At 67.9% G+C, this 25,833-nt stretch carries 21 protein-coding genes and 2 riboswitches; of the genes, 9 read left to right on the forward strand and 12 right to left on the reverse strand.

The features are described from left to right. Nucleotides 1-2: 2 nt before the first annotated feature. Genes LPA45_RS24705 through LPA45_RS24715 form a run of 3 tightly spaced genes read left to right on the forward strand, consistent with a single transcriptional unit; the run spans nt 3 to nt 4,484 of the window. Complete coding sequence (locus tag LPA45_RS24705) at nt 3-3,140, forward strand: DUF802 domain-containing protein (RefSeq protein ID WP_317921416.1); 3,138 nt, start codon at nt 3-5, stop codon at nt 3,138-3,140. After that, nucleotides 3,137-3,787 (forward strand): OmpA family protein, encoded by a 651-nt coding sequence (locus tag LPA45_RS24710; RefSeq protein ID WP_116318797.1) that lies wholly within the window; start codon nt 3,137-3,139, stop codon nt 3,785-3,787. Before LPA45_RS24705 ends, LPA45_RS24710 begins: the two co-directional genes overlap by 4 nt. Beyond that, on the forward strand, nt 3,780-4,484 hold the full coding sequence (locus tag LPA45_RS24715) for a DUF2894 domain-containing protein (RefSeq protein WP_317921414.1): 705 nt from the start codon (nt 3,780-3,782) through the stop codon (nt 4,482-4,484). Before LPA45_RS24710 ends, LPA45_RS24715 begins: the two co-directional genes overlap by 8 nt. Here LPA45_RS24715 and LPA45_RS24720 read toward each other — a convergent pair. Continuing rightward, nucleotides 4,481-5,341 carry an amidohydrolase gene (locus LPA45_RS24720; protein WP_116318799.1) on the reverse strand — a complete coding sequence of 287 codons (861 nt, stop codon included), beginning with the start codon at nt 5,339-5,341 and terminating at the stop codon, nt 4,481-4,483. The genes LPA45_RS24715 and LPA45_RS24720 overlap by 4 nt on opposite strands. A gap of 156 nt (nt 5,342-5,497) precedes the next feature. Here LPA45_RS24720 and LPA45_RS24725 point away from each other — a divergent pair, with 156 nt between their 5' ends. From LPA45_RS24725 to LPA45_RS24735, 3 genes are all read left to right on the forward strand, one after another. Beyond that, nucleotides 5,498-6,247, forward strand: a complete 750-nt coding sequence (locus LPA45_RS24725; RefSeq protein WP_317921412.1) for a GntR family transcriptional regulator — start codon at nt 5,498-5,500, stop codon at nt 6,245-6,247. A gap of 60 nt (nt 6,248-6,307) precedes the next feature. Then, complete coding sequence (locus LPA45_RS24730; RefSeq protein ID WP_317921410.1) at nt 6,308-7,294, forward strand: tripartite tricarboxylate transporter substrate binding protein; 987 nt, start codon at nt 6,308-6,310, stop codon at nt 7,292-7,294. Nucleotides 7,295-7,361: 67 nt separating this feature from the next. Beyond that, nucleotides 7,362-8,351: a tripartite tricarboxylate transporter substrate binding protein gene (locus tag LPA45_RS24735; protein ID WP_317921408.1), complete on the forward strand. Its 990-nt coding sequence runs from the start codon at nt 7,362-7,364 to the stop codon at nt 8,349-8,351. Nucleotides 8,352-8,426: 75 nt separating this feature from the next. Here LPA45_RS24735 and LPA45_RS24740 read toward each other — a convergent pair whose 3' ends face one another. The 7 genes from LPA45_RS24740 to LPA45_RS24770 form a co-directional block, all read right to left on the reverse strand. Beyond that, on the reverse strand, nt 8,427-9,818 hold the full coding sequence (locus tag LPA45_RS24740; protein WP_367395046.1) for an IS4 family transposase: 1,392 nt from the start codon (nt 9,816-9,818) through the stop codon (nt 8,427-8,429). A gap of 142 nt (nt 9,819-9,960) precedes the next feature. Next, the gene (locus LPA45_RS24745; RefSeq protein ID WP_317923253.1) at nt 9,961-10,947 is read right to left on the reverse strand and encodes a tripartite tricarboxylate transporter substrate binding protein; all 987 of its coding nucleotides are present in this window, start codon (nt 10,945-10,947) and stop codon (nt 9,961-9,963) included. 92 nt (nt 10,948-11,039) lie between these two features. Next, nucleotides 11,040-12,335, reverse strand: a complete 1,296-nt coding sequence (gene eno, locus LPA45_RS24750; RefSeq protein WP_317923252.1) for a phosphopyruvate hydratase — start codon at nt 12,333-12,335, stop codon at nt 11,040-11,042. Nucleotides 12,336-12,346: 11 nt separating this feature from the next. Further along, a complete protein-coding gene (gene pyk / locus LPA45_RS24755; RefSeq protein ID WP_317923251.1) occupies nt 12,347-13,765 on the reverse strand; it encodes a pyruvate kinase in 1,419 nt (472 codons plus the stop codon). After that, a complete protein-coding gene (locus tag LPA45_RS24760; RefSeq protein ID WP_317923259.1) occupies nt 13,762-15,048 on the reverse strand; it encodes a glycerate kinase in 1,287 nt (428 codons plus the stop codon). Before LPA45_RS24760 ends, pyk begins: the two co-directional genes overlap by 4 nt. A gap of 16 nt (nt 15,049-15,064) precedes the next feature. Next, the gene (locus LPA45_RS24765; RefSeq protein ID WP_317923249.1) at nt 15,065-16,429 is read right to left on the reverse strand and encodes a dicarboxylate/amino acid:cation symporter; all 1,365 of its coding nucleotides are present in this window, start codon (nt 16,427-16,429) and stop codon (nt 15,065-15,067) included. A 162-nt stretch (nt 16,430-16,591) separates the two neighbouring features. Then, nucleotides 16,592-17,677 (reverse strand): tartrate dehydrogenase, encoded by a 1,086-nt coding sequence (locus LPA45_RS24770; protein ID WP_317923247.1) that lies wholly within the window; start codon nt 17,675-17,677, stop codon nt 16,592-16,594. 132 nt (nt 17,678-17,809) lie between these two features. Here LPA45_RS24770 and LPA45_RS24775 point away from each other — a divergent pair, with 132 nt between their 5' ends. Both LPA45_RS24775 and LPA45_RS24780 read left to right on the forward strand, forming a co-directional pair. Beyond that, nucleotides 17,810-18,751 (forward strand): LysR family transcriptional regulator, encoded by a 942-nt coding sequence (locus tag LPA45_RS24775; RefSeq protein WP_116318808.1) that lies wholly within the window; start codon nt 17,810-17,812, stop codon nt 18,749-18,751. Between the two features lie 130 nt (nt 18,752-18,881). Beyond that, nucleotides 18,882-19,328 carry a DUF3597 domain-containing protein gene (locus LPA45_RS24780; RefSeq protein ID WP_317923245.1) on the forward strand — a complete coding sequence of 149 codons (447 nt, stop codon included), beginning with the start codon at nt 18,882-18,884 and terminating at the stop codon, nt 19,326-19,328. A 28-nt stretch (nt 19,329-19,356) separates the two neighbouring features. Here the strand turns inward: LPA45_RS24780 and LPA45_RS24785 are convergent, their stop codons facing one another. From LPA45_RS24785 to LPA45_RS24795, 3 genes are read right to left on the reverse strand one after another with little or no spacing between them, the layout of a single operon-like run. Next, nucleotides 19,357-19,857 (reverse strand): hypothetical protein, encoded by a 501-nt coding sequence (locus LPA45_RS24785; protein WP_317923243.1) that lies wholly within the window; start codon nt 19,855-19,857, stop codon nt 19,357-19,359. Next, nucleotides 19,854-21,077, reverse strand: a complete 1,224-nt coding sequence (locus LPA45_RS24790; protein WP_376790680.1) for a sialidase family protein — start codon at nt 21,075-21,077, stop codon at nt 19,854-19,856. The genes LPA45_RS24785 and LPA45_RS24790 overlap by 4 nt, the downstream gene beginning before the upstream one ends. A gap of 32 nt (nt 21,078-21,109) precedes the next feature. Next, nucleotides 21,110-23,395, reverse strand: coding sequence for a TonB-dependent receptor (locus tag LPA45_RS24795; RefSeq protein ID WP_317923240.1), 2,286 nt, complete (start codon nt 23,393-23,395; stop codon nt 21,110-21,112). Nucleotides 23,396-23,648: 253 nt separating this feature from the next. Further along, a riboswitch (glycine riboswitch) is annotated at nt 23,649-23,750 on the forward strand. Beyond that, nucleotides 23,751-23,879: riboswitch (glycine riboswitch) on the forward strand. A 54-nt stretch (nt 23,880-23,933) separates the two neighbouring features. Here LPA45_RS24795 and LPA45_RS24800 point away from each other — a divergent pair. Then, nucleotides 23,934-25,199: a D-amino acid dehydrogenase gene (locus LPA45_RS24800; protein ID WP_116318813.1), complete on the forward strand. Its 1,266-nt coding sequence runs from the start codon at nt 23,934-23,936 to the stop codon at nt 25,197-25,199. A gap of 221 nt (nt 25,200-25,420) precedes the next feature. On the opposite strand, the gene LPA45_RS24805 is transcribed toward LPA45_RS24800, so the two are convergent. Next, a complete protein-coding gene (locus LPA45_RS24805; protein ID WP_116318814.1) occupies nt 25,421-25,819 on the reverse strand; it encodes a Zn-ribbon domain-containing OB-fold protein in 399 nt (132 codons plus the stop codon). Nucleotides 25,820-25,833: the final 14 nt, after the last annotated feature.

Below are 25,833 nucleotides of genomic sequence, written 5' to 3' on the forward strand. Positions count from 1 at the left end.
CCATGAACCGATACTTCTTCCCTCTTGTTGTTTTCCTGGCGGGCCTGGCGGCCGTGTGCTGGATCGCCGGCGGCTATGCGGGCTCGAATGCGCTGGCGCTGTCGGTCACGCTGCTGATCGGCGCCTGCTACGTGGCCGGCGCGCATGAGCTGCTGCGCTACCGGCAATCCACGCTGGGGCTGGCGCAGGCGGTGCAGGGCCTGTCCGAGGCGCCGGCCAGCCTGGATGGCTGGCTGGAGCGCCTGCCCGTCGGCCTGCGCAACGCCGTGCGCCTGCGCGTCGAGGGCGAGCGCGTGGCGCTGCCGGGTCCGGCGCTGACGCCGTACCTGGTCGGGCTGCTGGTGCTGCTGGGCATGCTCGGCACGTTCCTGGGCATGGTGTCGACGCTGCGCGGCACCGGCATGGCGCTGGAAACCGCGACCGACCTGCAGGCGATCCGCGCTTCGCTGGCGGCACCGGTGAAGGGGCTGGGCTTCGCCTTCGGCACCTCGGTGGCGGGCGTCGCCACGTCGGCCATGCTGGGCCTGCTGTCGGCACTGTGCCGACGCGAACGGGTGCAGGCAGCGCAGGCGCTCGATGCGCGCATTGCCACCACGCTGCGCCCCTATTCGCGCAGCCACCAGCGCGACGAATCGTTCCGGCTGCTGCAGCGCCAGGCCGATGCCATGCCGGCGCTGGTGGACCGGCTGCAGGCCATGATGGCGGCGATGGAACAACAGAACGAGGCCATGGCGGAGCGCCTGGCGGTGAATCAGGAAGCCTTCCACGGCAAGACCGAAGCCGTGTACACGCAACTGGCCGCCTCGGTCGGGCAATCGCTGAAAGACAGCGTTGCCGACAGCGCGCGCGCCGCCGGCACGGCGATCCAGCCGGCCGTGGAGGCAACCATGGCCGGCCTGGCGCGCGAGACCGCCGCCATGCGCGACGCCGTCACGCAGTCCGTGCAGCAGCAGCTCGAAGGCATCTCGGCGCGCTTCGAGGCCTCGACCGCCGGCGTCGCCGGGATCTGGAACGAGGCGCTGGCCAGCCAGCAGCGCAGCAACGAAGCGCTGGCGGACGAGCTGCGCGGCGCGCTCGGCGGCTTTGCACAGACTTTCGAGCAGCGTTCGGCGGGTCTGGTCGAGCAGGTGGCGGCACGCCTGGAGTCGACTTCCGCCAGCACCGCGCAGGCGTGGACCGAGGCCCTGTCGCAGCACGCCCGCACCGGCGAGAAGCTCGCCGCCGACAACCAGCAGGCACTGGCCGCCGCCACGGCGGCATTCGAACAGCAGGCGGCGTCGCTGGTGCGCACCGTGGGCCAGTCGCACGCCGACCTGCAGTCGGGCCTGGCATCGCATGACGAACAGCGCCTGGCCGCGTGGGCCGGCACGCTCGGCAGCATGACCGAGGTGCTGCGCCAGCAGTGGGACCAGGCCAGCGCCCAGGCCGCGAGCCGCCAGCAGGCAATCAACGAGACGCTGGCGCAGACCGCGCGCGAGATCGGCGCGCAGGCGCAAGCGCATGCCAGCGGCACGATTGCCGAAATCGAGCGGCTGGTGCAAGCCGCCGCCGACGCGCCCAAGGCCGCCCTCGCGCTGCAGGCCGAACTGGCCGCACGCGACGAACAGCGCCTGGCTGCCTGGACCGATTCGCTCGGCGCCATGGCCACCGGCCTGCGCGAGCAATGGGAACAAGCGGGCGTGCAAGCTGCGCATCGCCAGCAGGAGATCTGCACGGCGCTGGCGCAGACCGCAAACGACATTTCCGCCCACTCGCAGGCGCATGCCAGCGGCACCATCGCCGAAATCGACCGGCTGGTGCAGGCCGCGGCCGACGCGCCCAAGGCCGCGCTGGCCATGCAGGCCGAACTGAGCGCGCGCGACGAGCAACGCCTCGCCACCTGGACCGAAGCGCTTGGCAACATGGCCGCCGGACTACGGGGCCAATGGGAGCAGGCGAGCGCACAGGCCGCCACCCGCCAGCAGGAAATCTGCGCCGCGCTGGCGCAGACCGCCAGCGATATCTCGGCCCAGGCCCAGGCCCACGCCAGCGGCACCATCGCCGAGATCGACCGGCTGGTGCAGGCCGCCGCCGACGCGCCCAAGGCCGCTCTCGCGCTGCAGACCGAACTGAGCGCGCGCGACGAACAACGCCTGGCCGCCTGGACCGAATCCCTCGGCGCCATGGCCGCGACGCTGCGCCAGGAATGGCAGCAGGCCGGCGCGCAGACCGCCACCCGCCAGCAGGAAATCTGCGAAGCGCTGGCGCAGACCGCGCAAGCGATTTCCACCGAAACGCAGGCACACGCCAGCGGCACGCTGGCCGAGATCGAGCGGCTGGTGCAGGCCGCGGCCGAGGCGCCCAGGGCCGCCGCCGCACTGCAGGCCGAACTGGCCGCCCGCGACGAACAGCGCCTGGCGGCCTGGACTGGCCACCTCGACGGCATGGCCGCCACGCTGCGCCAGCAATGGGAACAGGCCGGCAGCCACAGCGCCAGCCGCCAGCAGGAGATCTGCGACACCCTGGCACAGACCGCGCGCGACATCACCGCGCAGGCCGAGGCGCACGCCACCGGCACCATCGCCGAAGTCGCGCGCCTGATGCAGGCATCCGCCGAAGCGCCCAGGGCCGCGGCCGAGGTCATTGCCGAACTGCGCCAGAAGCTCACCGAAGGCATGGCCCGCGACAACGCCATGCTGGAAGAACGCAGCCGCATGCTGGAAACGCTGGGCACGCTGCTGGACGCCGTGAACCATGCCTCCACCGGCCAGCGCGCCGCGGTCGACACGCTGCTCGCGACCACCTCCGAGCTGCTGGAACGCGTCGGCGGCCGCTTCACGGAACAGGTCGAATCCGAGACCGGCCGCCTGGCGCAAGCCGCGGCGCAGGTCACCGGCAGCGCCGTCGAGGTGGCGAGCCTGGGCGAAGCCTTCGGCGTGGCGGTGCAGATGTTCAGCGCGTCCAACGACAAGCTGTCCGGGCAGCTGCAGCGCATCGAGGCCGCGCTCGACAAGTCGATGGCGCGCAGCGATGAGCAGCTGGCCTACTACGTGGCGCAGGCGCGCGAGGTGGTCGACCTCAGCATGCTGTCGCAGAAGCAGATCCTGGAAGACCTGCAGCAGCTGGGCGGCCGGCAGGCACCGCGCGCAGAGGCGGCATGAAGGACGACTACATCGACGCCGGCGCCGAGCCGACAGTACCGGCGTGGGCGGTGTTCGGCGACCTGATGTCGGTGCTGCTGGGCGCGTTCGTGCTGGTCCTGCTGGGCGTCATCGGCGTGCAGCTGGAGCTGTCGGCGCGGCTGGAAGACGAGGTGCGGCAGCGGCAGGAAGAGGCGCAGCGCCGCCAGACACTGGAGCAGGCGCTGGCCGGCCCGCTCGCCGCCGGGCGCGTGACGCTGGTGAACGGACGCATCGGCATCAGCGGCAGCGTGCTCTTTGCCCTGAACTCCGACCAGCTGCAGCCCGAGGGCCGCGAACTGCTGCGCAGCCTGGCCGCGCCGCTGTCGGCCTACCTGCGCACGCGCGACGAGATGCTGATGGTCAGCGGCTTCACCGATGACCAGCTGGTGCGCGAGGGCAACCGCCGCTTTGCCGACAACTGGGAGCTGTCGGCGCAGCGCGCGCTGACGGTGACGCGCGCGCTGATCGACGCGGGCGTGCCGCCTGCATCGCTGTTCTCGGCGGGGTTCGGCTCGCAGCAGCCGGTCACCGCCAATACCGATGCCGAGAGCCGCGCCAGGAACCGGCGCGTGGAAATCGCGCCGGTGCCGCGCGTGACCATGGGAACGGGGAAGCCGCGTGGCTGAAGACGTGGCCGCAAGCGCGCGCGCGCAGCTCGACGCCTGGCGCGACAGCGATGCCGCAGGCGTCGATCCGGTGCGCTTCCGGCTGATCGAAGCGCTGGCGCGGCGCTCGGCCGGCCATGACGGCGCGGTGCGGCAGATGCTGGATACGCGGCTGTCGGCGCTGGTCGACAGTTACCGCGAAGCCGTGGCGCGAGACGCGGCGCGGCGCGAAGCGGCCGCAGGAACCGAACCGGATGCCATCGCGGAAGCGACCGGCACGCTCGCCGGCCTGGTCAGCTACATCAAGGCCAATACGCGCGCCGCAATCGCTTCCGCACCGAGCGCTTCCGCACCGAGCGCCCCCGCACCGCGCGCCGCGGCGCCGGTACGCCCCCTGCGCCCGGAGCCCGAGCCGGAACTGGTCGACTACTTCCGCGACACGTGGTCGCGCGTCAGCGTCACCCGCCAGTTGCGCCAGTCGCAGGCACAGCTGCCGGGCAATGCCGGACCGCTCAATTCCGATCACCTCGTGCACCGTGCGCTGACGCTGATGCACGAGCTGTCGCCAGGCTACCTGGAGCAGTTCTTTACCTATGTCGAGGCGATGGCGTGGCTGGAACAACTCCAGCGCGGCGGGGCACCGGCCGAGAACGAAGCGGCGCGGGCCACGAGCGCCAGGAAGACCACCCGCAGCAAGCCGCGCAAGGCGGCAGGCTAATCCGCCGCCGCTGGCGCGATCTCAAACCCGTACAGCGCCGCGGCATTGCGCCAGCGCAGCGCAGCGCTCGGCGAAGCATCCGCCGGCGCGTTGCCGGGCCAGCGGCTGAGCTCGCTGCATTCCCCCGCCCGCTCCGCGGATTCATGATTGGTCCACGGCCAGTCGCTGCCCCAAAGCAACCGATCGGCACCGGCCACCTCCAGCCACCGCTGCGCCAGTTCGCGCCACGCCTGCGGCGCCACCAGCCGGTATGGGGCGCTGCATTTGACCCATACTTGCCGGCGCTGGCGCACTGCAGCGGCTACGTCGAACACCGGATCCGCCACGCCCGCGGCGCCCGGCCTGCCGAAATGGTCCAGCACCACCGGTACATCCCCCTCGCCCAGCGCGGCATCCAGCGCGATATCCAGCGCGGCCAGCACCATGCTGCCGTCGCCATTGTCGGTATGGAGTTCGACATGCCAGCCCAGCGCGGCGATACGCGCAAACAGCGCGCGCCAGGGCGCGGTATCGATACGCCGCCAACCGGCATCACGGTAGAGGTTCAGCCGGATGCCGCGCACGCCGGCATCGTCCAGCTCGCGCAATGCCTCATCGGATACGTCGGGATCGACCACCGCGACGCCACGCAATCGCCCCGGCATGGCGCGCAGCGCCGCTAGCAGCGCGGTGTTGTCGGTGCCGAGGAAGCTGGTCTGCACCACCACCCCGAACGGATCGTCGAGCGCCCCGGCCAACTGCAGCCAGGCCGCCAGCGTGGCGGCATACGGGGGCCGATAGCGGGCGTACGGCGCTGCCGTGCCGGCCCCGAAGATATGGAAGTGGCAGTCCACCACCGGCGTTGCGGGTTGATTCATCTGTCTGCCCTGGTCTGCCCTGGTCTGCCCTGCTGTGTCCCGCGGGTAATCCCGGATAGGGGAACCAGGCCCGCGTTAGTATTCTAGTCCTCTAGAGGACATAAACGACAATCTAGCACGACTCCAGACCGACGGACAACCGATCGCAAACCACCGATGGCAGATAACGACCTGCTTCAGAAAATCACCAGCGCGGCCGGCCTGAGCCGATATGGCCAGATCGCCGCACAGCTCCAGGCGCGGATTATTTCCGGCGACTGGCCGCCGGGCGAGGCGATCCCGGCCGAGGGCGCGCTGGCCAGGGAGTTCGGCATCGCGCTGGGAACGATCCGCCAGGCGATCGCCGTGCTGGTACAGGAAGGGCTGCTGGAACGCGTGCAGGGCCGGGGCACCTTTGTGCGCAAGGGACTGACCGGTGCCAGCCTGATGCGTTTCTTCCGCTTCGGCGGCGCTGACGGCGCGACCACGGTGCCGCGCTCGGAAATCCTGTCGTGCCGCGCCGTGCGCCTGGACAAGGCCATGGCGGAGCGCTTCGAACTGCCTTCCGGATCGCGCGGCCTGGCGATCACGCGCCGCCGCTGGCTGGATGAGAGGCCGCGCCTGCTGGAATCGATCTGGCTGCCGCTGCCGCGCTGCGAAGCGCTGCAGCAGCTGCCGGTGTGGGAATGGGGCGACCTGCTGTATCCGCTGCTCGGCAGCCAGTGCGGCATCACCGTGCACCGCGCCGTCGACGAGGTCACCTTCCGCACGCTGGCGCATGACGAGGCCGAGTTGCTGGAACTGCCCGATGCGCACCCATGCGCGGTGGTGACCCGGCAAGCCTTCGACCTGCGCGGCACCTGCATCGAATACCGGCTGACCCGGGGCGATGCCTTCGCATTTCGCTATACCGCGGACATCCGCTAGCTGTTGGCTAGCTATCCGCTAGCCATCCGATACTCGATCCGCATCCGAGGAGACCGTTTCATGCATTCCATCAAGGCGATGGCCGCGGCCATTGGCGCCGCCGGCATCCTGCTGCAGCTTGCGCCGGCGCAGGCCGCCGAGAGCGCGGCCACCTGGCCGTCGCGGCCCATCACCATCGTGGTCACTTATCCGCCGGGCGGCGGCGCCGACCTGATGGCACGGCTGATCGCGCCGGGACTCGGCCGTGAACTCGGCCAGTCGGTGGTGGTGGAGAACCGCCCCGGCGCCGGCGGCCAGATCGGCGCTGCCTATGTCGCCAAGGCGGCGCCGGACGGCTACACGGTGATGGTCGATGCCTCTTCCTACGCCGTGAATCCCAGCCTGTATGCCAGGTTGCCCTACGATCCGGCCAAGGCGTTCAAGCCCGTCGGCGTGCTGGCGCGCTATCCCAACGTGCTGGTTTCCACGGCCAGCTTCCCGGCCACCAGGGTCGCCGACGTGCTGGCGATGGCGAAGCAGAAGCCTGGTTCGGTGGCATTTGCCTCCTCCGGCAATGGCTCGGCGCAGCACCTGGCCGGCGTGCTGTTCGAGCAGCGCGCGGGGGTGGACCTGCTGCACGTGCCGTACAAGGGGGGCGGTCCCGCCATGACCGACGTCATCGCCGGGCAGGTGCCGCTGTTCTTCGCCAACGTTGCATCGAGCCTGCAGCACATCAAGGCCGGCAAGCTCAAGCCGCTGGCGGTCACCAGCCACCAGCGCACCAGCGCGCTGCCGGGCGTGCCGACGATGCAGGAGGCCGGCGTGCCCGGCTATGAAGTCTATGAGTGGAACGCGGCCTTCCTGCCGGCGGCCACGCCCGAGCCGATCGTCGCAAAACTTGCCGAGGCTTTGCAGAAGGTCATGCACAGCCCCGAGACGCGGCAGCGCGTCACCGAACTGGGCGGCGAGGTGGTAGGCGCGCCGCCGGCACAGGCGCAGCAGTTCATCGACGGCCAGGCCCGGCTCTGGGCCAAGGTGATCAAGGACGGCAACGTCAAGCCCGAATGATCGCCGGCATCGCCAACCGCGCCGCAACGACCACGACAACGACGACTGGATACTCACGGAGACCCGCATGACCCGCATCAATCCCACCCGCCGCCAGTTGCTGCAAGCGACCGCGGCATTCGGCGCCAGCGCCCTCTTCCCCACGCTCGCCCGCGCCCAGGCATGGCCGTCCAAGCCGATCCGGCTGGTGGTGCCGTTCGCGCCGGGCGGCAGTTCGGAAATCGTCGCGCGCTCCACCGCCGCGGAACTGACCAAGCTGCTGGGCGTGTCGGTGTTCGTGGAAAACAAGCCTGGCGCCGCCGGCAATATCGCCATGGGCGAAGTGGCGCGCGCCGAGGACAACCACACGCTGATCCTCGGCCATATCGGCACGCTGGCGGTGAACCCGTTCATCTTCCCCAAGCTGCCCTACGACCCGATCAAGGATTTCCGCCCGATCTCGCTGCTGTCCAAGGTGCCGAGCCTGTACGTGGTGCATCCCGACGTGCCGGCGAAAAACCTGAAGGAATTCGTGGCGCTGGCCAAGAGCAAGCCTGGCAAGCTCAACTACGGCTCGGCCGGCAACGGCAGCGCCGGGCACCTGGCGTTCGAGTACCTGAAGGCGGCGACCGGCACCTTCATCACGCACGTGCCGTACCGGGGCAGCGGCCCGCAGATTACTGACCTGCTTTCCGGCCGGCTGGAAGCGGCGGCAGTGGGTGCGCCCGCGATCCTGCAGTTCATCAGGACCGGCAAGGTGCGCTGCATTGCCACCGGCACCACGCAGCGCATTCCGCAGCTGCCGGATGTGCCTACGGTGGCCGAGCAAGGCTATCCCGGCTTCGAGATGACGCAATGGTATGGGTTGCTCGCGCCCGCGACGCTGCCGCAGGCGGCCGCGGACAAGCTGGCGGACGCGACCATCAAGGCGGTCAAGGGTGCCAGCTCGGTCGAACGGCTGAGTGCGGATGCGGCCATCGTGGTTGGCAATACGCCGGCGGAATTTGCGCGGTTTATCGCGCAGGAGCAGCAGCGCTGGAAGCCGATCATCGCGCGGGCGCAGATCAAGCCGGATTGAGCTGGCTTCTGGGGAGGATGCTGTGTGTGCTCCCTCTCCCGCTTGCGCTTGCCTTTACCCACAACTTGCGGCGGCTTACTCGTCTTTCTGGAAGATCCGATACATTTCGGTGATTTCGTGCAGGGCGAGGAAGCCGCGCCAGAGGACGGTGGCTCCCGGGGGATCGTCGTTTTTGCGACCCAGGTAGCCACCGAGCTTGGCGATCCAAAGGACCGCGTCGCTGAGTTTTGGCGCCTCTTCCGGTGGCTTGGTTGTGCCGTGCGTGCGGCAGTACAAGGCCCGCCATTCGAGCGGTTGCAGTAGCACCGAGCAAGGGATATCGGCTTCGAGCCGGCCCAGCATGGTCGCGTACATAATGCGCCAGCCGATCACGGCGAACAGCGCCGTAGCACGTAGGAACCGCTCCAGCGTCCCGAACTGCCGCGCTTCGATCTGGCAGCCACTCTTCAGGACACGATGCCAGGATTCAATGGTCCAGCGCCGGGCATACCAGCTCAGTCGCTCCAGCGCATCTTCCAGCGTTTGGGTAGGCATTGAACTGAGCAACATCCATTCGAGCGGCTCAACGCCTTGGGGCGGCTCGATCTCCAGCGCGTGAATGGCAAACACTTCGAGACTCGGTAGATCCTCTGCACCGCGGCTGCGCGGCGGTCGCAGTTGGACGGGCACACAACGCAAAGCCAGTCGGGCGCTACGCGCCTGCCTGGCGCCGCTCCTGGGCACGTGCAATACGGTCTCTCCAAGTACAGGAGCCGCAGCAACCGTCTCCCACAGATACTTCTCTGGGTGGTCCACGCCTCGATTCCAGGCGGCCCGCACCAACCAGTCCACCCCCGCTGGGCGCGGCGCCAGGAACACGTCATACACATCGCCCTCGCGATCGCTGACGGCAACAAGGTGCGTGTCCGGACACTGCATCTTGAGCGGCTCAAGGCATTCCAGCCCCTCCAGCCATTTCACGCTTTCCTTGTCACGAATGGACAGCGTCCGGCGCTGCCTGGCCTTGCCCGATGCTTGCGGCGCACGCACCCACGTCTTCATGCTCAGCACGCCCAGTGGCAGGCCCTCAGGCGTCACCGCCAGCACGCTGTGCAACATGAATCCGTGCAAATTGCCGCCCGTGCCGTGTCCAAGTCCCTCAGTCGCGGGCAAATTTGCCAGATTGAATTCCGTGGTGTCCTGCACCGCCAGTACGACAGGTACCTGCTGCATGCGACCCACGGTTTGCGTGACGTGGCTCGCCAGGATTCCGTCCGGGTCGACCGCCTCATTGTCAAAGAAGCGATATGCCGCCTTGAGTTGGGCACCACTCAAGGCCTGCGGGAACGAAACATGGGCCTTTTGCGCCAGTCCGCGCGCCAATGCCACAAGGCGCCGCGTGCGACGCGCATCGCCCAATTGTGCGCCACTGAATTCGTCGCTGGCCCAGTCTTCGAGATCTTCCGTATCCGGCAAAATTGCCACCACTGATTGTCAACTTCACACGAAGTTAACACCGTCCAATCCGGTTTACAACCTTTCCAATCGAGATGTGGGTAAAGGCAAGCGCTTGCGGGAGAGGGGAGCAAACCACTCGCCTGTTGACAGGGTGTCGCCCTGACCCGCGCAATCACTCGATCGTCACCTTCCCGTCCTTCACCAGCTTCGCGAACTTCACCGTCTCATCCTGGATGCGGCGCGCGAATTCCTTCGGCGTGCTGGTCATCGGCTCGGCACCGATGGCCTGCATGCGCTGCTGGAAATCCGGCGACTTCACGATCTTGACGATCTCGGCGTTGAGGCGCGTCACGATCGGTTCTGGCGTGGCGACCGGCGCCATCACGCCAAACCACGTGCCGATGTCGAAGCCCTTCAGGCCGGCCTCTTCCAGCGTGGGCACGTCCGGCAGCACGGTCGAACGCTTCGCCGTGGTCACCGCCAGCGCGCGCAGCTTGCCCGACTTGATGTGCTGCAGCACCGGCGTCAGCGTGTCGAACGACATGGTCACCTGCCCGCCCAGCAGGTCGGTCGTCAGCGGACCGCTGCCCTTGTAGGGCACGTGCAGCAGCGGCGCGCCGGTGGCGGCCTGGAACTGCGTGCCGATCAGGTGCTGCGCGGTGCCATTGCCATTGGAACCGTAGGCGAACTCGGGCGAGGCGCGCTTGGCCAGCGCTACCAGTTCGCTGACATTCTTCGCCGGCGTCTTGGCGGCGTTGATCACCAGCACATTGGGCACCATCGCCACCGGAGCCACCGGCGCGAGGTCCTTCTCGAAGCTGTAGGGCAGCTTCTTGTACACGCTGGTGGCGATGGTGTGGTGCACCGCGCCCATCAGCAGCGTGTAGCCGTCCGGCTTGTTCTTGGCGACATAGTCGGCGCCGACCGTGGCGCCGGCGCCGGGACGGTTCTCGACGATCACCGGCTGGCCGAGGCTCTTGGAGAGCTGGTCGCCCAGCGCGCGCGCGAGCACGTCGGTGGTGCCGCCCGAAGGGAACGGCACGACCAGGGTAATGGGCTTGGCTGGCCACGCTTGCGCCATGGCAGCACCGCTGAGGGCGAGGCCGGCAGCGGCCACGGTCAATGCCGAAACGCGGCGCAGAAAGTCGGTTGCACGCATGTCTTGTCTCCTGTCTGATGGTTTTCAGCAAGCCTTGCTGGCTTGTCTGTCGGTTGCCGGGCCGGTTGCTGGGCCCGGTTGCTGTCCGGCCACTAGCGCAGCTGGCGCAGCTGGCGCAGCGCGCCCCTGCCGGCGAAGGCCGCGGCGCAGCCCAGTTCCGCTTCGATGCACAACAGCCGGTTGTATTTGGCCACGCGGTCGGAACGGCTCAGCGAGCCGGTCTTGATCTGCGTGGCCGCGGTGCATACGCTCAGGTCGGCGATAGTGGTGTCCTCGGTCTCGCCGGAGCGGTGCGAGATCACCGACGCATAGCCGGCACGCTCGGCCACGTCGATGGCCTGCAGCGTCTCGGTCAGCGTGCCGATCTGGTTGGGCTTGATCAGGATCGCGTTGGCCACGCCCTGCGCGATGCCTTCGGACAGGATCGCGGCGTTGGTGACGAACAGGTCGTCGCCGACCAGCTGCACCTGCGCACCCAGCCTTTCCGTCAGCAGGCGCCAGCCCTGCCAGTCCTGCTCGGCCATGCCGTCTTCGATGGTGACGATGGGGTACTGCCGCACCCAGCTGGCCAGCAGGTCGACAAAGCCTTCCGCGTCGTAGCTGCGGCCTTCCGACGCCAGCACGTAGCGGCCGTCGGCATGAAACTCCGAGCTGGCCACGTCCAGGCCCAGCGCGATATCGCGGCCGGCCTGGAAGCCGGCGGCCTCCACCGCTTGCAGGATCACTTCCAGCGCATGCTCGTTCGAGGCCAGGTCCGGGGCAAACCCGCCCTCGTCGCCGACCGCGGTGGAAAAGCCGCGCTCGCGCAGCACACGCTTGAGCGTGTGGAACACCTCGGCACCCCAGCGCAGCGCTTCGGCAAACCTGGGCGCGCCCACGGGCAGGATCATGAACTCCTGCATGTCGACGCTGTTGTCGGCATGCGCGCCGCCGTTGATGATGTTCATCATCGGCAAGGGCAGGCGCGTCTCGGCGCGTCCCGCACCCAGCGACCGGTACAGCGGAACGCCCGCCGAAGCCGCGGCCGCCCGCGCGGTCGCAAGCGAGACCGCGAGCAATGCGTTAGCGCCCAGGCGCGACTTGTCGGCGGTGCCGTCCAGCCGGATCAGGCACGCATCCACTTCGGACTGATCGGCGGCTTCCATGCCGGCGAGCGTGCGGGCGATATCGACGTTGATATGCTGCACGGCCCTGCGCACGCCCTTGCCGAGATAGCGGCGCGGATCGCCGTCGCGCAGCTCCAGCGCCTCGCGCGAGCCGGTCGAGGCGCCGGACGGCGCTGCCGCAAACCCTTCCGCGCCGTCGGCCAGCAGCACGCGCGCGGCCACGGTGGGATTGCCGCGCGAGTCGAGGATCTCGTAGCCGAGGATTTCCTTGATGACAGTCATGTGCGTTCCCCTTACTGGACCTGCGCGATGCGCAGCAGGTTGGTCGTGCCCGCGACGGTGAACGGCAGCCCCGCCGAGATCACGATCGACTGGCCGGCCTCGCCGAACTGCTCCTTGAGCACGGTGCGGCTGGCCACTTCGGTCATCTCCACCACGTCGACCACTTCATGACAGAGCACCGCATGCACGCCCCACGCCAGCGCGAGGCGGCGCGCGGTGGCAAGCCGCGGCGTCATGCCGAGGATCGGGACCTCGGGCCGTTCGCGCGCCATGCGCAGCGCGGAATAGCCGGAGCTGGTATAGGCAACGGCCGCGGGCGCGCCCAGCAGGCTGGCCACGTGCCGCACCGCATAGCCGATCGCATCGGCGGCATCGGCACGCGGCGCCGAATGCGAGGCCTGGATGGCTTCGTGGTAGTGCGGATCGGATTCGGTGCGGGTGATGATGCTGTCCATCATCTTCACCGCCTCCACCGGGTAGCGGCCCGAAGCCGATTCCGCCGACAGCATCACCGCGTCGGCGCCGTCATAGATGGCAGTGGCGACGTCGGATGCCTCGGCGCGCGTCGGCACCGGTGCGGCCACCATCGACTCCAGCATCTGCGTGGCCACGATCACCGGTTTGCCCGCCTTGCGGCAGGCGCGCACGATGCGCTTTTGCAGCGACGGCACCTGCTCCGCGGGCATTTCCACGCCCAGGTCACCGCGCGCCACCATCACCGCGTCGGAGGCTTCGACAATCGCCTCCAGGCTCTGGATCGCGGCAGGCTTCTCCAGCTTCGCGACGATGCCGGCGCGGCCATCGACGATCTGGCGGATCTCCTCGATATCCTCGGCGCGCTGCACAAACGACAGCGCCACCCAGTCCACGCCCAGCGACAGTCCAAAATCCAGGTCGGCACGATCCTTTTCGGTCATGGCCGATAGCGGCAGCACCACGCCCGGCACGTTGACGCCCTTGCGGTCGGACAGCGTGCCGCCGTTGACGACGATGGTCTCGGCATAATCGGCGCCGCAACGCTCCACCCGCAGGCGCACCCGGCCATCGTCGACCAGCAGTTCGGCACCGGGCTGCAGTGCCGCGAAGATTTCCGGATGGGGCAGGCTCACGCGTTGCGCGGTGCCCGGCACGGTCGCATCCAGATCGAGCCGGAATGCTGCGTCCGCTGCCACTTGTACCGGGCCATCGGCAAAGGTGCCGATGCGCAGCTTGGGGCCCTGCAGGTCGAGCAGCACGCCGATCGGGCGGCCGCGTTCCTGCTCGATCGCTCGGATGGCGTGCAGGCGCTGCTTGTGGTCGGCATGCGAGCCGTGGCTGAAGTTGAGCCGGAACACATCGGCTCCCGCATCGAACAACTGGCCGATGGTGGCCGGGTCCGAACTGGCGGGCCCCAGCGTGGCCACGATCTTTGCGTTGCGAAGGCGTCTCATGTGTTGGCTCCGGAAGCGCGCGTCAGCACGATCGCGCGAAAGTCATTGACATTGGTCAGCGTGGGGCCGGTCACGACCGCATCCCCCAGCGCCTCGAAAAATCCGTGGCCGTCGTTGGCGGCCAGCGCGTCCTGCGGGTTCAGGCCGGTGCGCCACGCACGTTCCAGCGTGTCGGGGCCGATCACCGCGCCTGCGATCTCTTCCTGCCCGTCGACGCCGTCGGTGTCGCCGGCGATGGCATGGACACCGGCCTCGCCGCGCAGTGCGAGCGCCAGCGACAGCAGGAACTCGACATTGCGCCCGCCGCGGCCGCTGCCGCGGACGGTAACGGTGGTCTCGCCACCGGACAGCAGCACGCACGGCGCGGCAAAGGGCTGGCCGTGTCTGGCCGCTGCCAGCGCGATACCGCCCAGCACCTTGCCGACATCGCGGGCCTCGCCCTCGATGGCGTCGCCGAGCACATGCACCGCATAGCCGGCGTCGCGGCCCACTTGCGCGGCGGCCTCCAGCGCCAGCCGCGGCGTGGCGATCCACTCGGTGCGGATGCGCGGCAGGCGCGGATCCCCGGGCTTGAGCGTCTCGGCCGCATCGGACTGCAGCGCGGCCAGCACATGGGCGGGCAGGTCGATGGCGTAGCGCCTGACGATCGCCAGTGCATCGGCGCACGTGGTCGGGTCGGGTACGGTCGGGCCGGAGGCGACGTCGATGGGATCGTCGCCCGGCACATCGGAAATCAGCAGGTTCAGCACCTGCGCCGGGTAGCACGCGGCGGCCAGCCTGCCGCCCTTGATCGCGGACAGGTGGCGGCGCACGCAGTTCATCTCGGAGATGGTCGCGCCCGACTTGAGCAGCGCGCGGTTCACCTGCTGCTTGTCGTCGAGCGTGATGCCGGCCAGCGGCAACGGCAGCAGCGACGAGCCGCCGCCGGAGATCAGGCAGATCACCAGGTCGTCCTCGTTAAGGCCGGACACGAGTTCAAGCATGCGGCGCGAGGCGGCCAGTCCGGCATCGTCCGGCACCGGGTGCGCGGCTTCGGCGATCTCGATACGCGAGCAAGGCACCGCGTAGCCGTAGCGCGTCACCACCAGTCCCTCTAACGCGCCAGGCCACGCGGCTTCCAGCGCGGCGGCCATGGCCGCCGAAGCCTTGCCCGCACCGATGACGATGGTACGGCCGCGCGGCGGCGCGGGCAGGTGACGCGCCAGCGTGCGGGCCGGCTGCGCCGCGGCGATGGCCGCGTCGAACATGCGCCGCAGCAGTTGGTTGGGATCGATCGATGGCATGGTCACGGTGCGCCCCTCAGTGCATCAGCGAAGCGTGCGCGTCGCCAACGCGGGCCAGGCTCGACGCAGCGGGCGCGCCGTCCGTGGCTGCTGCCGTGGCAACTTGCGCCTCGGCGTCGTCATCGAGCTTGCCGTCCAGCGCATCCGCCAGCTGCTGCCGGTCGACCGCGCCGACCCAGCGGGCGATGGCAAGCGTGCCGACCGCGTTGCCGATGGTATTGGTGATGGCGCGCGCTTCCGACATGAAGCGGTCCACGCCAAGCAGCAGCACCATGCCGGCCACCGGGATCTTGCCCATCGAGGCCAGCGTCGCCGCCAGCGTGATAAAGCCCGAACCGGTCACGCCCGCCGAGCCCTTGGAGGTCAGCAGCAGCACGCCCAGCACCACCAGCTGGTCGGTCATGGTCAGCGGCGTGTTGGTCGCCTGCGCCACGAAGATCGCGGCCATGGTGTAGTAGATGCACTGGCCATCGGGGTTGAAGGTCAGGCCGGACGGCACCACCAGGCCAACCACGGGCTTGGATACGCCGGCGTTTTCCAGCTTGCGCATCAGCTGCGGCACCACCGATTCCGACGAGCTCGTGCCGAGCACCGTGAACAGCTCGTCGCGGATGTATTTCAGGAACTTCCACAGGCTGAAGCCCGAGACCCTGGCTACCCCGCCCAGCACGATCACCACGAACAGGAAGCATGTGATGTACATGGTGCCCATCAGCTTGCCCAGCGACACCACCGAGCCCAGCCCGTACTTGCCCACGGTAAAGGCCATCGCGCCGAAGGCGGCAATCGGCGCCAGGCGCATGATCATGCCGACCACCGTGAAGATGCCGTGCGTAAAGGAATCCAGGAAGTCCACCACCGGCTTGGCGCGCGCGCCGATATGCGACAGCGCGATGCCGAACAGCGTGGCGAACACCAGGATCTGCAGGATGTCGTTCTTGGCGAGCGCATCGATGATGCTGGTGGGCACCAGGTTCATCAGGAAATCGATGAACGTGTGCGGCTTCTCTGCAGCATGCGTGTAGCTGGCGATGGCCTTGGTGTCGAGATGCGCGGGATCGACGTTCATCCCCTGCCCCGGCTGGACCAGGTTGACGACCAGCAGCCCCAGCGCCAGCGCGAAGGTCGACAGCACTTCAAAATAGATCAGGGCCCGCACGCCGACGCGCCCGAGCTCCTTCATGTTCTCCATGCGCGCGATGCCGAGCACAACGGTCGCGAAGATGATCGGCGCGAACACCATCTTGATGAGCTTGATGAACACGTCGCCAAGCGGCTTGAGGTCGCTGCCGATGTCGGGCGCCCACACGCCCAGCGCAATGCCGGCGCTGACGCCTAGCAATACCTGGACGTAGAGCTTGCCTAGGAGCTTCTGAATCATGGCTGTCTCCTGCTGATTCGGTGATTCGCTGTTTTGTCAGGCAAAGCACTCCCGGGGCAGCTCTGGGTGGCTGCTTGTCAGGCCCGGGAGTTGGTGCGGGCGAGGAAGCCCGCTGGATCTGGCCCGGCTCAGGCCGGGCGCTTCGTGCTGCGGTGCGACCGCTCAGGCTGCCTTGGCTTGCTTGCCGGACAGCAGTTCGCACACCGCTTGCGTCACCTGCGCGGTGGTGGCCTTGCCACCCAGATCGCCGGTATGCAGCGCGGGATTGGCGGTAACAGCCTCGACCGCCTGCATCACGCGTTGCGCCGCGGCGTGCTCGCCCAGGTGCTCCAGCAGCATGACCACCGACCAGAACGTGCCGACCGGGTTGGCCAGGCCCTTGCCCATGATGTCGAAGGCCGAACCATGGATCGGCTCGAACATCGACGGATAGCGGCGTTCCGGATCGATGTTGCCGGTCGGGGCGATGCCCAGGCTGCCGGCCAGCGCCGCGGCCAGGTCGCTGAGGATGTCGGCGTGCAGGTTGGTGGCGACGATGGTGTCGAGCGACTTCGGGCGGTTGACCATGCGCGCGGTGGCGGCATCGACCAGTTCCTTGTCCCAGGTAACGTCCGGGAAATCCTTGGCCACCTGCACCGCGACCTCGTCCCACATCACCATGGCATGGCGCTGTGCGTTGGACTTGGTGATCACCGTCAGCTGCTTGCGCGGACGCGATTGCGCCAGCTTGAAGGCAAAGCGCAGGATGCGTTCGACACCAACGCGGGTCATCATGCTCACATCGGTGGCAGCCTCGATCGGATGGCCCTGGTGCACGCGGCCGCCCACGCCCGAGTATTCGCCTTCCGAGTTCTCGCGCACAATCACCCAGTTCAGGTCTTCCGGCGCGCAGCGCTTGAGCGGCGCGTCGATGCCCGGCAGGATGCGGGTAGGGCGCACGTTGGCGTACTGGTCGAAGCCCTGGCAGATCTTCAGGCGCAGGCCCCACAGCGTGATGTGGTCGGGGATATGCGGGTCGCCGGCCGAGCCGAACAGGATCGCATCCTTGTCGCGCAGCGCGTCCAGGCCGTCGGCGGGCATCATCACGCCGTGCTGGCGGTAGTAGTCGCCGCCCCAGTCAAAGTCTTCGAACTCGAAGCGGAAATCGGTGCCGGCGGCGGCCAGCGCTTCCATCACCTGGCGGCCTGCGGGTACCACTTCCTTGCCAATGCCGTCTCCGGGGATGGTCGCGATGCGGTAGGTCTTCATGTCTTGTCTCCTGGTCAGAATCCGTGGGTATCGATCGGGTTGCGCGATTGCGTGGAACGGATTCTGGGCCGTGGACAAGGTTTTGGATCGCTTGTAGAGTTAAACCATTCTTAACTTGAAATTAAAGGTGCCATGGCATCGTCCGCAGGCGTCCAGCCGTCAGAACTGGGCTTTTTCACGTCGGTGGCCACGGCCGGCAGCCTGAGCGCTGCCGCGCGCGACCTTGGCATCACAACCGCGGCGGTCAGCAAGCGGCTGGCGCAGATGGAGGCGCGCATCGGCATGCCGCTGGTGACGCGCACCACCCGGCGCATGAGCCTGACACCCGAGGGCGAGGTCTATTTGGAGCACGCGCGGCGCATCCTGAGCGAGATCGAAGACCTGGACCAGCTGCTGACGCGCTCCAAGGGCAGGCCCAGCGGCCTGCTGCGCGTCAATGCCACGCTGGGGTTCGGCCGCATGCATGTGGCGCCGGTGATTTCCGAGTACGTCGCGGCCTATCCGGAAGTCGACGTGCAACTGCAGCTGTCGGCCGACCCGCCGCCGCTGAATGAAGACGCCTTCGACGTCTGCATCCGCTTCGGCCAGCCGCCCGATGCACGCATCGTGGCGCGCAAGCTGGCACCCAACCGGCGCTTGCTATGCGCGTCGCCCAAGTACCTGCGCGACCATGGCATCCCCAACACGCCAGCCGACCTGCGCCGGCACAACTGCATCGGCATACGGCAAGGCAGCGACGCCTACGGCGTATGGCGCCTGACCGCCGGCAAGGGCGCCAAGGCGCGTACCGAAACCGTGCGCGTGCGCGGCAACCTGACCACCAACGATGGCGAAATCGCCGTTAACTGGGCGCTGGAAGGCCACGGCATCCTGATGCGGGCGGAATGGGATATCGAACGCTTCTTGCGCAGCGGCCGGCTGGTTCAGGTGCTGCCGCAGTACGCCACGCCGGAGGCCGACATCTACGCGGTCTATCACCAGCGGCACCAGCTGTCGTCGCGGATCCGGCTGTTCGTGGAGTTCATGGCCGCGAAATTCAGTGAGTTCGGGGAGCGTGGGAACGTGCCGCCATGACTGTCGCTGCATGCAGCATTTACAACCCGGCAGAGCGTGGCGTGCCGGAATCAAGGCCTGCGTAGCTGGTGCGTTTCCTGCATGGCGCTGTTCTCCCACGTACCGTTATCCAAACCGACAGGAGGCCACCATGAGCATTTTCAAGGACATCCTCAACAAGCTGCTGGGCAGGGCCAAGCCTGCTGCCACGACCTCTGGCACCGCCACCGGTACGCCAACCTCCGCGGGCGCGGCACCCTCGCCGGCAAGCCCGTCTCCCGCAGGCGGAGCCGCACCCGCGGCCAGCGCTGGCCAGACCGCTGCCAAACCCGCGCCACTGTCCGGCGTGGACGTCGAATCGATCATGGACAACCTGGTCAAGGAGAGCGGGCAGACGCTGAACTGGCGCACGTCCATCGTCGATGCGATGAAAGCGCTGGGCATCGACAGCAGCCTGGAGCACCGCAAGGAACTGGCGCGCGAGCTGCACTACAGCGGCGACACGAACGACTCCGCCGGGATGAACATCTGGCTGCACAAGCGCCTGATGCAGGAGCTGGCCGCCAACGGCGGAAAGCTGCCCGCGGATCTGTCGTAAGGCGTTCTGGAACGGGTCGGCGGCCGGCTTAGCCGCCGATGCCGGCCCAGCGCAGGTGCTTGTCCCAGTCGGCGTCACTGATCACGCCGGACACACCCTGCCGCTGGCCGTCGGCGCGATAGAAATAAGTGCGCGGCATCTCGCCCATCCAGTCGGGATCGACCGCGTAGCGCAGCCGCTCCTGCGGCTCGTTGCCGAACATCCACGCGTTGTGCGTCAGGTTGACGCGCTTGAGCAGTTGCTGCACCTGCGGCAGCGCGTCGGGCCGGTCCATGGCCAGCGTGACCACGCGCAGGCCGCGATGCCTGGCCTGCAGCTTGCCGATGGCTTCGAAATTGCGCTTGCAGTAGACGCAGTCGAGCGACCACACCACCAGCACGAAGGGCTTGCCCTGCTGGCTGGCGCCGAGCTGCGCCGCGCTGGCGGATTCAAAGACCGATACGCGCTCAGCGGCCTGCGACATGCCGGCGACGCCGAGCGCGAGCGCCATGCCCGCCAGCGCGGCGACGAGTTTGCGATGGAACGTCATGCGCCCTCCTGCGCCAGCGGAAAGACCTGGAAGCCTTCGGCCTCGGTGCGCCAAAGCACGTAGGCGCGGCCGCCGTGCTGAAGCAGGTGCGGCTGGTCCGAATCGCGTGCGGTGCCGGCGACTTGCCGCGTCTGCCAGGTCTTGCCGCCGTCCTGCGACAGCATCGCCGACAACCGCGTCTGCCGGCCGTCGAACGATTTCCATGCCACCACGATCTGCTGGTCGTCGAGCGCGACGATATCGGCATGCTGCGCGCGCGGGTCATCCAGCGGACGCTGCGCCTGCAGCTTGCCGTCCTTGAAGCGGCCGACCGATACCGTCGGCTTGCCTGCCTTCACGTTGAACCACACCATATGCAGCGTGCCGTCCGGCGTCACCGCGGCGCCCGGGCCCTGGTGCGGGCAGGCGTCGATGCGCCAGTCATCGAAGGTAGCGCGCTGCATCGGCGTGGGCGTGCCGTCGGCGCCCAGCAGCGCCACCGCGTGGTCGCGCGCGTTGGGCGGGAACACATGGCGCCACAGCGCCAGCATCTTGCCGTCCGGCGTCGGCGCCAGCGCGATGCGGCAGCATTCGCAAGACTGGTCGGCGATCTTGTAGTCGCCCTGGAAGCTCTTGCCCTGGTCGGCCGAGACCGCGTAGTAGATCGCGGCGCCCGCATAGGGCTGCTTGCGCGCCTCGGCGGCGACCACGTCGCGCTTGTCGATCCAGCTGACGAAGACGCGGCCGGCCGGGTCCACCGCGACCGCGTCGAAGCGGTGCGCGATCTGGTCGCGGTTGGCATGCACCGTCAGTGGCGCGGCAAAGGTCTTGCCGCCGTCGGTCGAGCGCGCGAAGCGGATAAAGCCGGTCCACGGCTTGGGCAGCGGCTGGGTCCAGGTGATATAGATCTCGCCGTCGCGCCCCGCTGCTACCTTGGGCCGGCTGTCATGGTCGGCCGCAACCGGCTCGGGCACGCTGTTGACGTGCTGCGCCGGCCCGAAGCTGCGGCCCCGGTCGGTCGACGCGCGCACCGCCACGTGCTGGCCGTCCTTGTAGGCGATCCACAGGCGGCCATCGCGATCGAAGGCGGCGCCGGTGCCAAGTTCGCTCATTGCCTTCGGCGCCGGGCTTTGCGCACCGTGGCCGGCGTGGCCGCCATGAGACTGCGCCATCGCGGCGAACGCCATGCAGGCGATCACGCCGGCGGCAAGGAATCGGAAGCTGCGGTGCAGGCGCTGCATGGGCAGGGTCGGGGTCGGGCTGGTCACGGCACTCAGAAGGAAAGCTTGGCCTCGGCGTAGAACGTCCGGCCCGGGTAGGGGTGGTAGACGAAGTAACGCTGGTCGGTCAGGTTGTCGATGCCAAGCCCGAGACGCACGTTCTTGACGGGCTTGTACGTCACCTTGACGTCGAAGGTCAGGAAACTGCTGGTGCCGCCGAAGGTGTCGGGATTGACGTCGCTGTTGTCGAGCGTATTGTACTGCCGCCCCGAATAGGTCATTGCCAGCGTGCCCGCCCATGCCGGCGTGAAGCGGTAAGTGCCGACCAGGTTCGCGCGCCACTGCGGGATGCGATAGAAATACTTGCCCACCGATGCCGGGTTGTTGGCGTTCTCCAGCGTCTTGGAGTGGTTGTACGCGCCGCTGGCCGACAGGTCGAAGCCACTGAACAGCACGTCGCGCCCGTCGTAGGCCAGTTCGATGCCGCGCGTGCGCACGCGATCCACGTTCTGGAAGCTGGTGACCGTGGGGAACACCGTGGTGTTGGTCTGGCTGACCAGCGCATCGCGGATGTCGTCCTCGTACACCGACACGCGGAAGTACGAACGGTCGACCGTGCGCTCGAAGGTCAGGTCCTTCGAGAACGAGCGTTCCGGCTTCAGGTTGGGATCGTTGTTGATCAGCGAGGTGCCGGTGATACGGCCCTGGAACAGCTCGGCGACGGTCGGGTAGCGGTAGGCCTGGCCGAGCGACAGCCGGCCCAGCCAGTCCTGGCCGATGGCTTTTTCCAGCGCCAGCTTGGGCGACCAGTTGGACTCGCTGCGCACCGGGTATGCGACATTCACGCCCGGCTGGCTGCGGCTGCCGTCATAGGCGCGCCAGTGTTCCCAGCGCACGCCCGGGATCAGCTTCCAGTCCTCGGCGAAGTACCACGCGTCCTGCGCATACAGCGCCTGCGTCTCGGTCTTGCCGGCAAAGGCGTTGTTGAAGGCGGAGATGGTGCCCGCCTGCCAGTCCGAGGTGTTGTAGGTGGTGTTGCTGAGCCGGTAGTTGTCGTAGTGGTAGCCGAAGGTGACCCAGTGGCCGCCCTTGAGCTGCTGCGGGCGGTAGTCGGCCTTCAGGTCGAGCGTGCGCCAGCCGGTGCCGTCGCCATAGGTCACCGTGCCCGGGCCATTGCCCGCAGTACTGGCGGTGCGGCTGATGTCCTTGCTGACGTCGAACAATGACGCCACGCCGGAGAAGTTCCACCCGGTCTCGTTGCGCGTGCGCAGCGACAGGCCATACAGCCAGCGCGCGTCTTCGCCGTTGCTCGGCGCAAACGCGTTGGCGGGGATCACGTAGCGGAAGCCGCCGATATTGACCGGGCCGCTCGACACCACGTTGCCGTTGGCATCGCGCAGGTAGCTGGCGGTGGTGCTGGAGCGGTCCTGCTGCCAGTAGGCGGCAGTAAACTGCGCCTGCAACGTATTGGTGATGTCGTAGCCGAGCTTGACCTTGAGCTGGTCCTGCACGGTATGCGTGACGCCCTCGCTGTTGACGCCCATCACGGTGCGATCGGCGCCGGTCTGGTCCTGGTCGAAATAGGCGCCGGTGACCGGCTTGTCGGCCGAGCTGGCGCGCACGTTCGAACGCGCCGCGGTATAGAAGCTCAGCGGCTGGCTCTTGCTGTCCTGCCGATCGACGCTGACCAGCCACGAAAACGGTCCGACGCGGTCGCCTACGTAGGCGTTGGCGTGCACGCCGTTGAAATTGTCGTGCGTGCCATACAGGTTGAAGCGCTGCGTGAACAGCTGCACGCTGGCATCGCCTTCGAACTTCTCCGGCGTGCGCGTGCTGATCAGCACGGTCGCGCCCAGCGAGTTGCCGGGGTACAGCGCCGAATACGGGCCATACAGCACGTCTACGCGCTCGATCTCGGCGGCATTGACCAGCGACCAGCGCGGCGGGAAGGTGAAATCGGAGCCCAGCAGGTTGGACAGCAGCAGGCCGTCGGCATAGACCAGCCCGCGCGCCGACTGGCGCGAGCTGGTGCTGCGCACCGAGATGATCGAATTCATATCGCCGATGAAGCGCTTGCGCACGGCGAGGTTGGGCGCGTACTTGAGCGCGTCTTCGGTGTTGACGACGTTGAAGTCCGCCATGCGCGCGGCGCTGATGCCGTAGGCGGGCGATGGCGTATTGGGCGGCGTGGCGGGCGTTTCGCCGCGCTCGGTCCTGGCCGAGACCACGACTTCCTGCAACGGTTGCGGCGCGCTGACGGGTCCATCCGCCTGCGCGCCGGCGATGCCGGGGCCCATCAGCGCGGCCGAAGCGGCCAGCGCAATCCGATTTCTTGTCACTGAAATACCTTTTCTGTTCTTCTGGCTCGCCCGACCGGTGCGCCGTATCCGGCTCGTGGTACGGCGCACTTCCTCCGCGTAGCGAGTGCTGACATTCTAGGTGGCGGGATGGATTGCCGCAGTGCGACATAGCGCCGCGCCAGAACGGAAGTGACTCGACCGCCCATGCGGGGGCATCAAGTTCTATACGCGTTTACCCGCATACCCACATGCGGCCTTTGTCTCTAGATTTGCCCGGATTGGCGTTCGCGCCAACGTGATGCTGGGAGAGACTGATCCGGCGGCAGCCGCCGCGGACAGCGCCGAAGGAGCAACCGCCCCGGAAACTCTCAGGCAAAAGGACCGGTATCACGCGTCACAGCACTCTGAAGAATGCCGCCATCGTCAGCCGGCATACCGAAGGAGCAAGCGGCCCTCGCCACCGGTACTACCGGCACCCCGGTGACTGTCGTGAATCTCTCAGGTCAGGAACAGAGGGGGCGTCCGCTACGCATGTCGCGTACGGGCTCCAATCCCGACGTTTCTGGACTGCCAGATCATGAAGACAATCGCCGTCATCGGCGGTGGCATCACCGGTGTCACCACGGCCTACGCGCTCGCCCGGCGCGGATTCTCCGTCACCCTGTTCGAGCGGCACCGCTACGCCGCGATGGAAACCTCGTTCGCCAACGGCGGACAGCTGTCCGCCTCCAACGCCGAGGTCTGGACGCACTGGTCCACCATCATCAAGGGCCTGAAGTGGATGCTGCGCAGCGATGCGCCGCTGCTGGTGAACCCGCGCCCGAACTGGCACAAGCTGAGCTGGTTCGCCGGGTTCATTGCCTCGATCCCGCACTACCGACGCAACACCATCGAGACCGCGCGCCTGGCCATCGCGGCGCGCGAGCACCTGTTCGCGTGGGCGGCGCAGGAAGGCATCGACTTTGACCACAAGCGCGAAGGCATCCTGCATATCTACCGCGACAAGGCCGGTTTCGAGCATGCGGGCCGCGTCTCGGCGCTGCTGGCACAGGGCGGGCTGGAGCGCCGGGCGGTGACGCCGGCGGAAATGCGCGCGATCGAGCCGACGCTGGCCGGCACGTACTACGGCGGTTATTTCACCGAAAGCGATTCGACCGGCGATATCCACAAGTTCACCAGCGGCCTGGCCGCCGCCATCGAACGCATGGGCGTGCGCTGCCGCTACGGCGAGGACGTGCGCAATGTCACCACCGATGGCCGCAGCGCCCGCGTCACGGTTCAGGAAGGCGCGGAAAGCACCACCTCGACCTTCGATGGCGCGGTGATCTGCGCCGGTACCGTGAGCCGCGCGCTGGCCGCCGGGCTGGGCGACCGCGTCAACATCTATCCGGTCAAGGGCTATTCCATCACCGTCAACCTGGACGACGCCGCCAGCCGCGCCGCGGCGCCAACCGTCAGCCTGCTCGACGACGAGACCAAGCTGGTCACCAGCCGCCTCGGCGACGACCGCTTCCGCGTGGCCGGCACCGCTGAGTTCAACGGCTTCAACCGCGACATCCGCGCCGACCGCATCCGGCCGCTGGTGGAATGGGTGCAGCAGTGCTTCCCGGGCGTCAGCACGCGCAGCGTGGTGCCATGGGCGGGGCTGCGGCCGATGCTGCCCGACATGCTGCCGCGCGTGGGCCGCGGGCGGGCGCGCTGCATCTTCTACAACACCGGGCACGGGCACCTTGGCTGGACGTTGTCAGCGGTGACGGCGGATATGGTGGCCGGGGTGGTGGCGCAGGCGCTGCTTGAGCCGAAGATGCCGGGCGTGGGTTCGCTGGCAATTGCCAAGGCTTGAGATCGCGTGTTAAGCGCGTCGCTATTGCCAGCGCCGGCCCTCTCCCCCAGCCCCTCTCCCGCGAGCGGGAGAGGGGCCGGGAGAGGGAGAAAACCATCGCGGGCGAAGGCGTTCGAGCTTGCTACTACCCTCCGCATACGCTCCCCTCGCCTGCGGGAGAGGGGTGGGGGAGAGGGCGTAAGCCTTCACGGAGTGAAGCGCCACCGCCCGCCGTGAACTACTCAGGCCGGCGCAAACACCGGCACTGGCGCGCCGTCCACGCTGGGCGCGAACTTGACCTTCACCTTCTGCCCGATGCGGACCTCATCGAGATCGCAATCGACGATATGGGTCATCATGGTCACGCCCTCGTCGAGCTTCACATAGGCAATGCAGAACGGCTGCGGGCCAGCCTTGCGCGTGACGCTGTACGAGTAGATGGTGCCACGGCCGCTGGCGGTCTTCCAGACCGTATCGCCCATGCAGAACGGGCACAGCGTGCGCGGATACCAGTGCGTCTTGCCGCACGACTGGCAGTGCTTGACCAGCAGGCGGCCTTCGCGCGCGGCCTGCCAGAACTCGACGTTGTCGGGCTGTTCGTCCGGGGCCTTGTAGGCCATGGGAGTGTGTGGGGTCGTCATGTCAGTTGCTCCGG

Origin of the sequence: Cupriavidus sp. Agwp_2, from assembly GCF_040784895.1 — a bacterium.
Classification (GTDB): domain Bacteria; phylum Pseudomonadota; class Gammaproteobacteria; order Burkholderiales; family Burkholderiaceae; genus Cupriavidus.

What these genes read in the sequence shown, in the direction of transcription:
- LPA45_RS24710 (WP_116318797.1), top strand. Translation starts at nt 3,137, where the DNA reads ATGAAGGACGACTACATCGACGCCGGCGCCGAGCCGACAGTACCGGCG.
- eno (WP_317923252.1), bottom strand. Translation starts at nt 12,335, where the DNA reads ATGACTGTCATCAAGGAAATCCTCGGCTACGAGATCCTCGACTCGCGC.
- LPA45_RS24800 (WP_116318813.1), top strand. Translation starts at nt 23,934, where the DNA reads ATGAAGACAATCGCCGTCATCGGCGGTGGCATCACCGGTGTCACCACG.
- LPA45_RS24785 (WP_317923243.1), bottom strand. Translation starts at nt 19,857, where the DNA reads ATGACGTTCCATCGCAAACTCGTCGCCGCGCTGGCGGGCATGGCGCTC.
- LPA45_RS24765 (WP_317923249.1), bottom strand. Translation starts at nt 16,429, where the DNA reads ATGATTCAGAAGCTCCTAGGCAAGCTCTACGTCCAGGTATTGCTAGGC.
- LPA45_RS24790 (WP_376790680.1), bottom strand. Translation starts at nt 21,077, where the DNA reads ATGCAGCGCCTGCACCGCAGCTTCCGATTCCTTGCCGCCGGCGTGATC.
- pyk (WP_317923251.1), bottom strand. Translation starts at nt 13,765, where the DNA reads ATGAGACGCCTTCGCAACGCAAAGATCGTGGCCACGCTGGGGCCCGCC.
- LPA45_RS24735 (WP_317921408.1), top strand. Translation starts at nt 7,362, where the DNA reads ATGACCCGCATCAATCCCACCCGCCGCCAGTTGCTGCAAGCGACCGCG.
- LPA45_RS24745 (WP_317923253.1), bottom strand. Translation starts at nt 10,947, where the DNA reads ATGCGTGCAACCGACTTTCTGCGCCGCGTTTCGGCATTGACCGTGGCC.
- LPA45_RS24770 (WP_317923247.1), bottom strand. Translation starts at nt 17,677, where the DNA reads ATGAAGACCTACCGCATCGCGACCATCCCCGGAGACGGCATTGGCAAG.
- LPA45_RS24760 (WP_317923259.1), bottom strand. Translation starts at nt 15,048, where the DNA reads ATGCCATCGATCGATCCCAACCAACTGCTGCGGCGCATGTTCGACGCG.
- LPA45_RS24730 (WP_317921410.1), top strand. Translation starts at nt 6,308, where the DNA reads ATGCATTCCATCAAGGCGATGGCCGCGGCCATTGGCGCCGCCGGCATC.
- LPA45_RS24725 (WP_317921412.1), top strand. Translation starts at nt 5,498, where the DNA reads ATGGCAGATAACGACCTGCTTCAGAAAATCACCAGCGCGGCCGGCCTG.
- LPA45_RS24705 (WP_317921416.1), top strand. Translation starts at nt 3, where the DNA reads ATGAACCGATACTTCTTCCCTCTTGTTGTTTTCCTGGCGGGCCTGGCG.
- LPA45_RS24805 (WP_116318814.1), bottom strand. Translation starts at nt 25,819, where the DNA reads ATGACGACCCCACACACTCCCATGGCCTACAAGGCCCCGGACGAACAG.
- LPA45_RS24720 (WP_116318799.1), bottom strand. Translation starts at nt 5,341, where the DNA reads ATGAATCAACCCGCAACGCCGGTGGTGGACTGCCACTTCCATATCTTC.
- LPA45_RS24780 (WP_317923245.1), top strand. Translation starts at nt 18,882, where the DNA reads ATGAGCATTTTCAAGGACATCCTCAACAAGCTGCTGGGCAGGGCCAAG.
- LPA45_RS24775 (WP_116318808.1), top strand. Translation starts at nt 17,810, where the DNA reads ATGGCATCGTCCGCAGGCGTCCAGCCGTCAGAACTGGGCTTTTTCACG.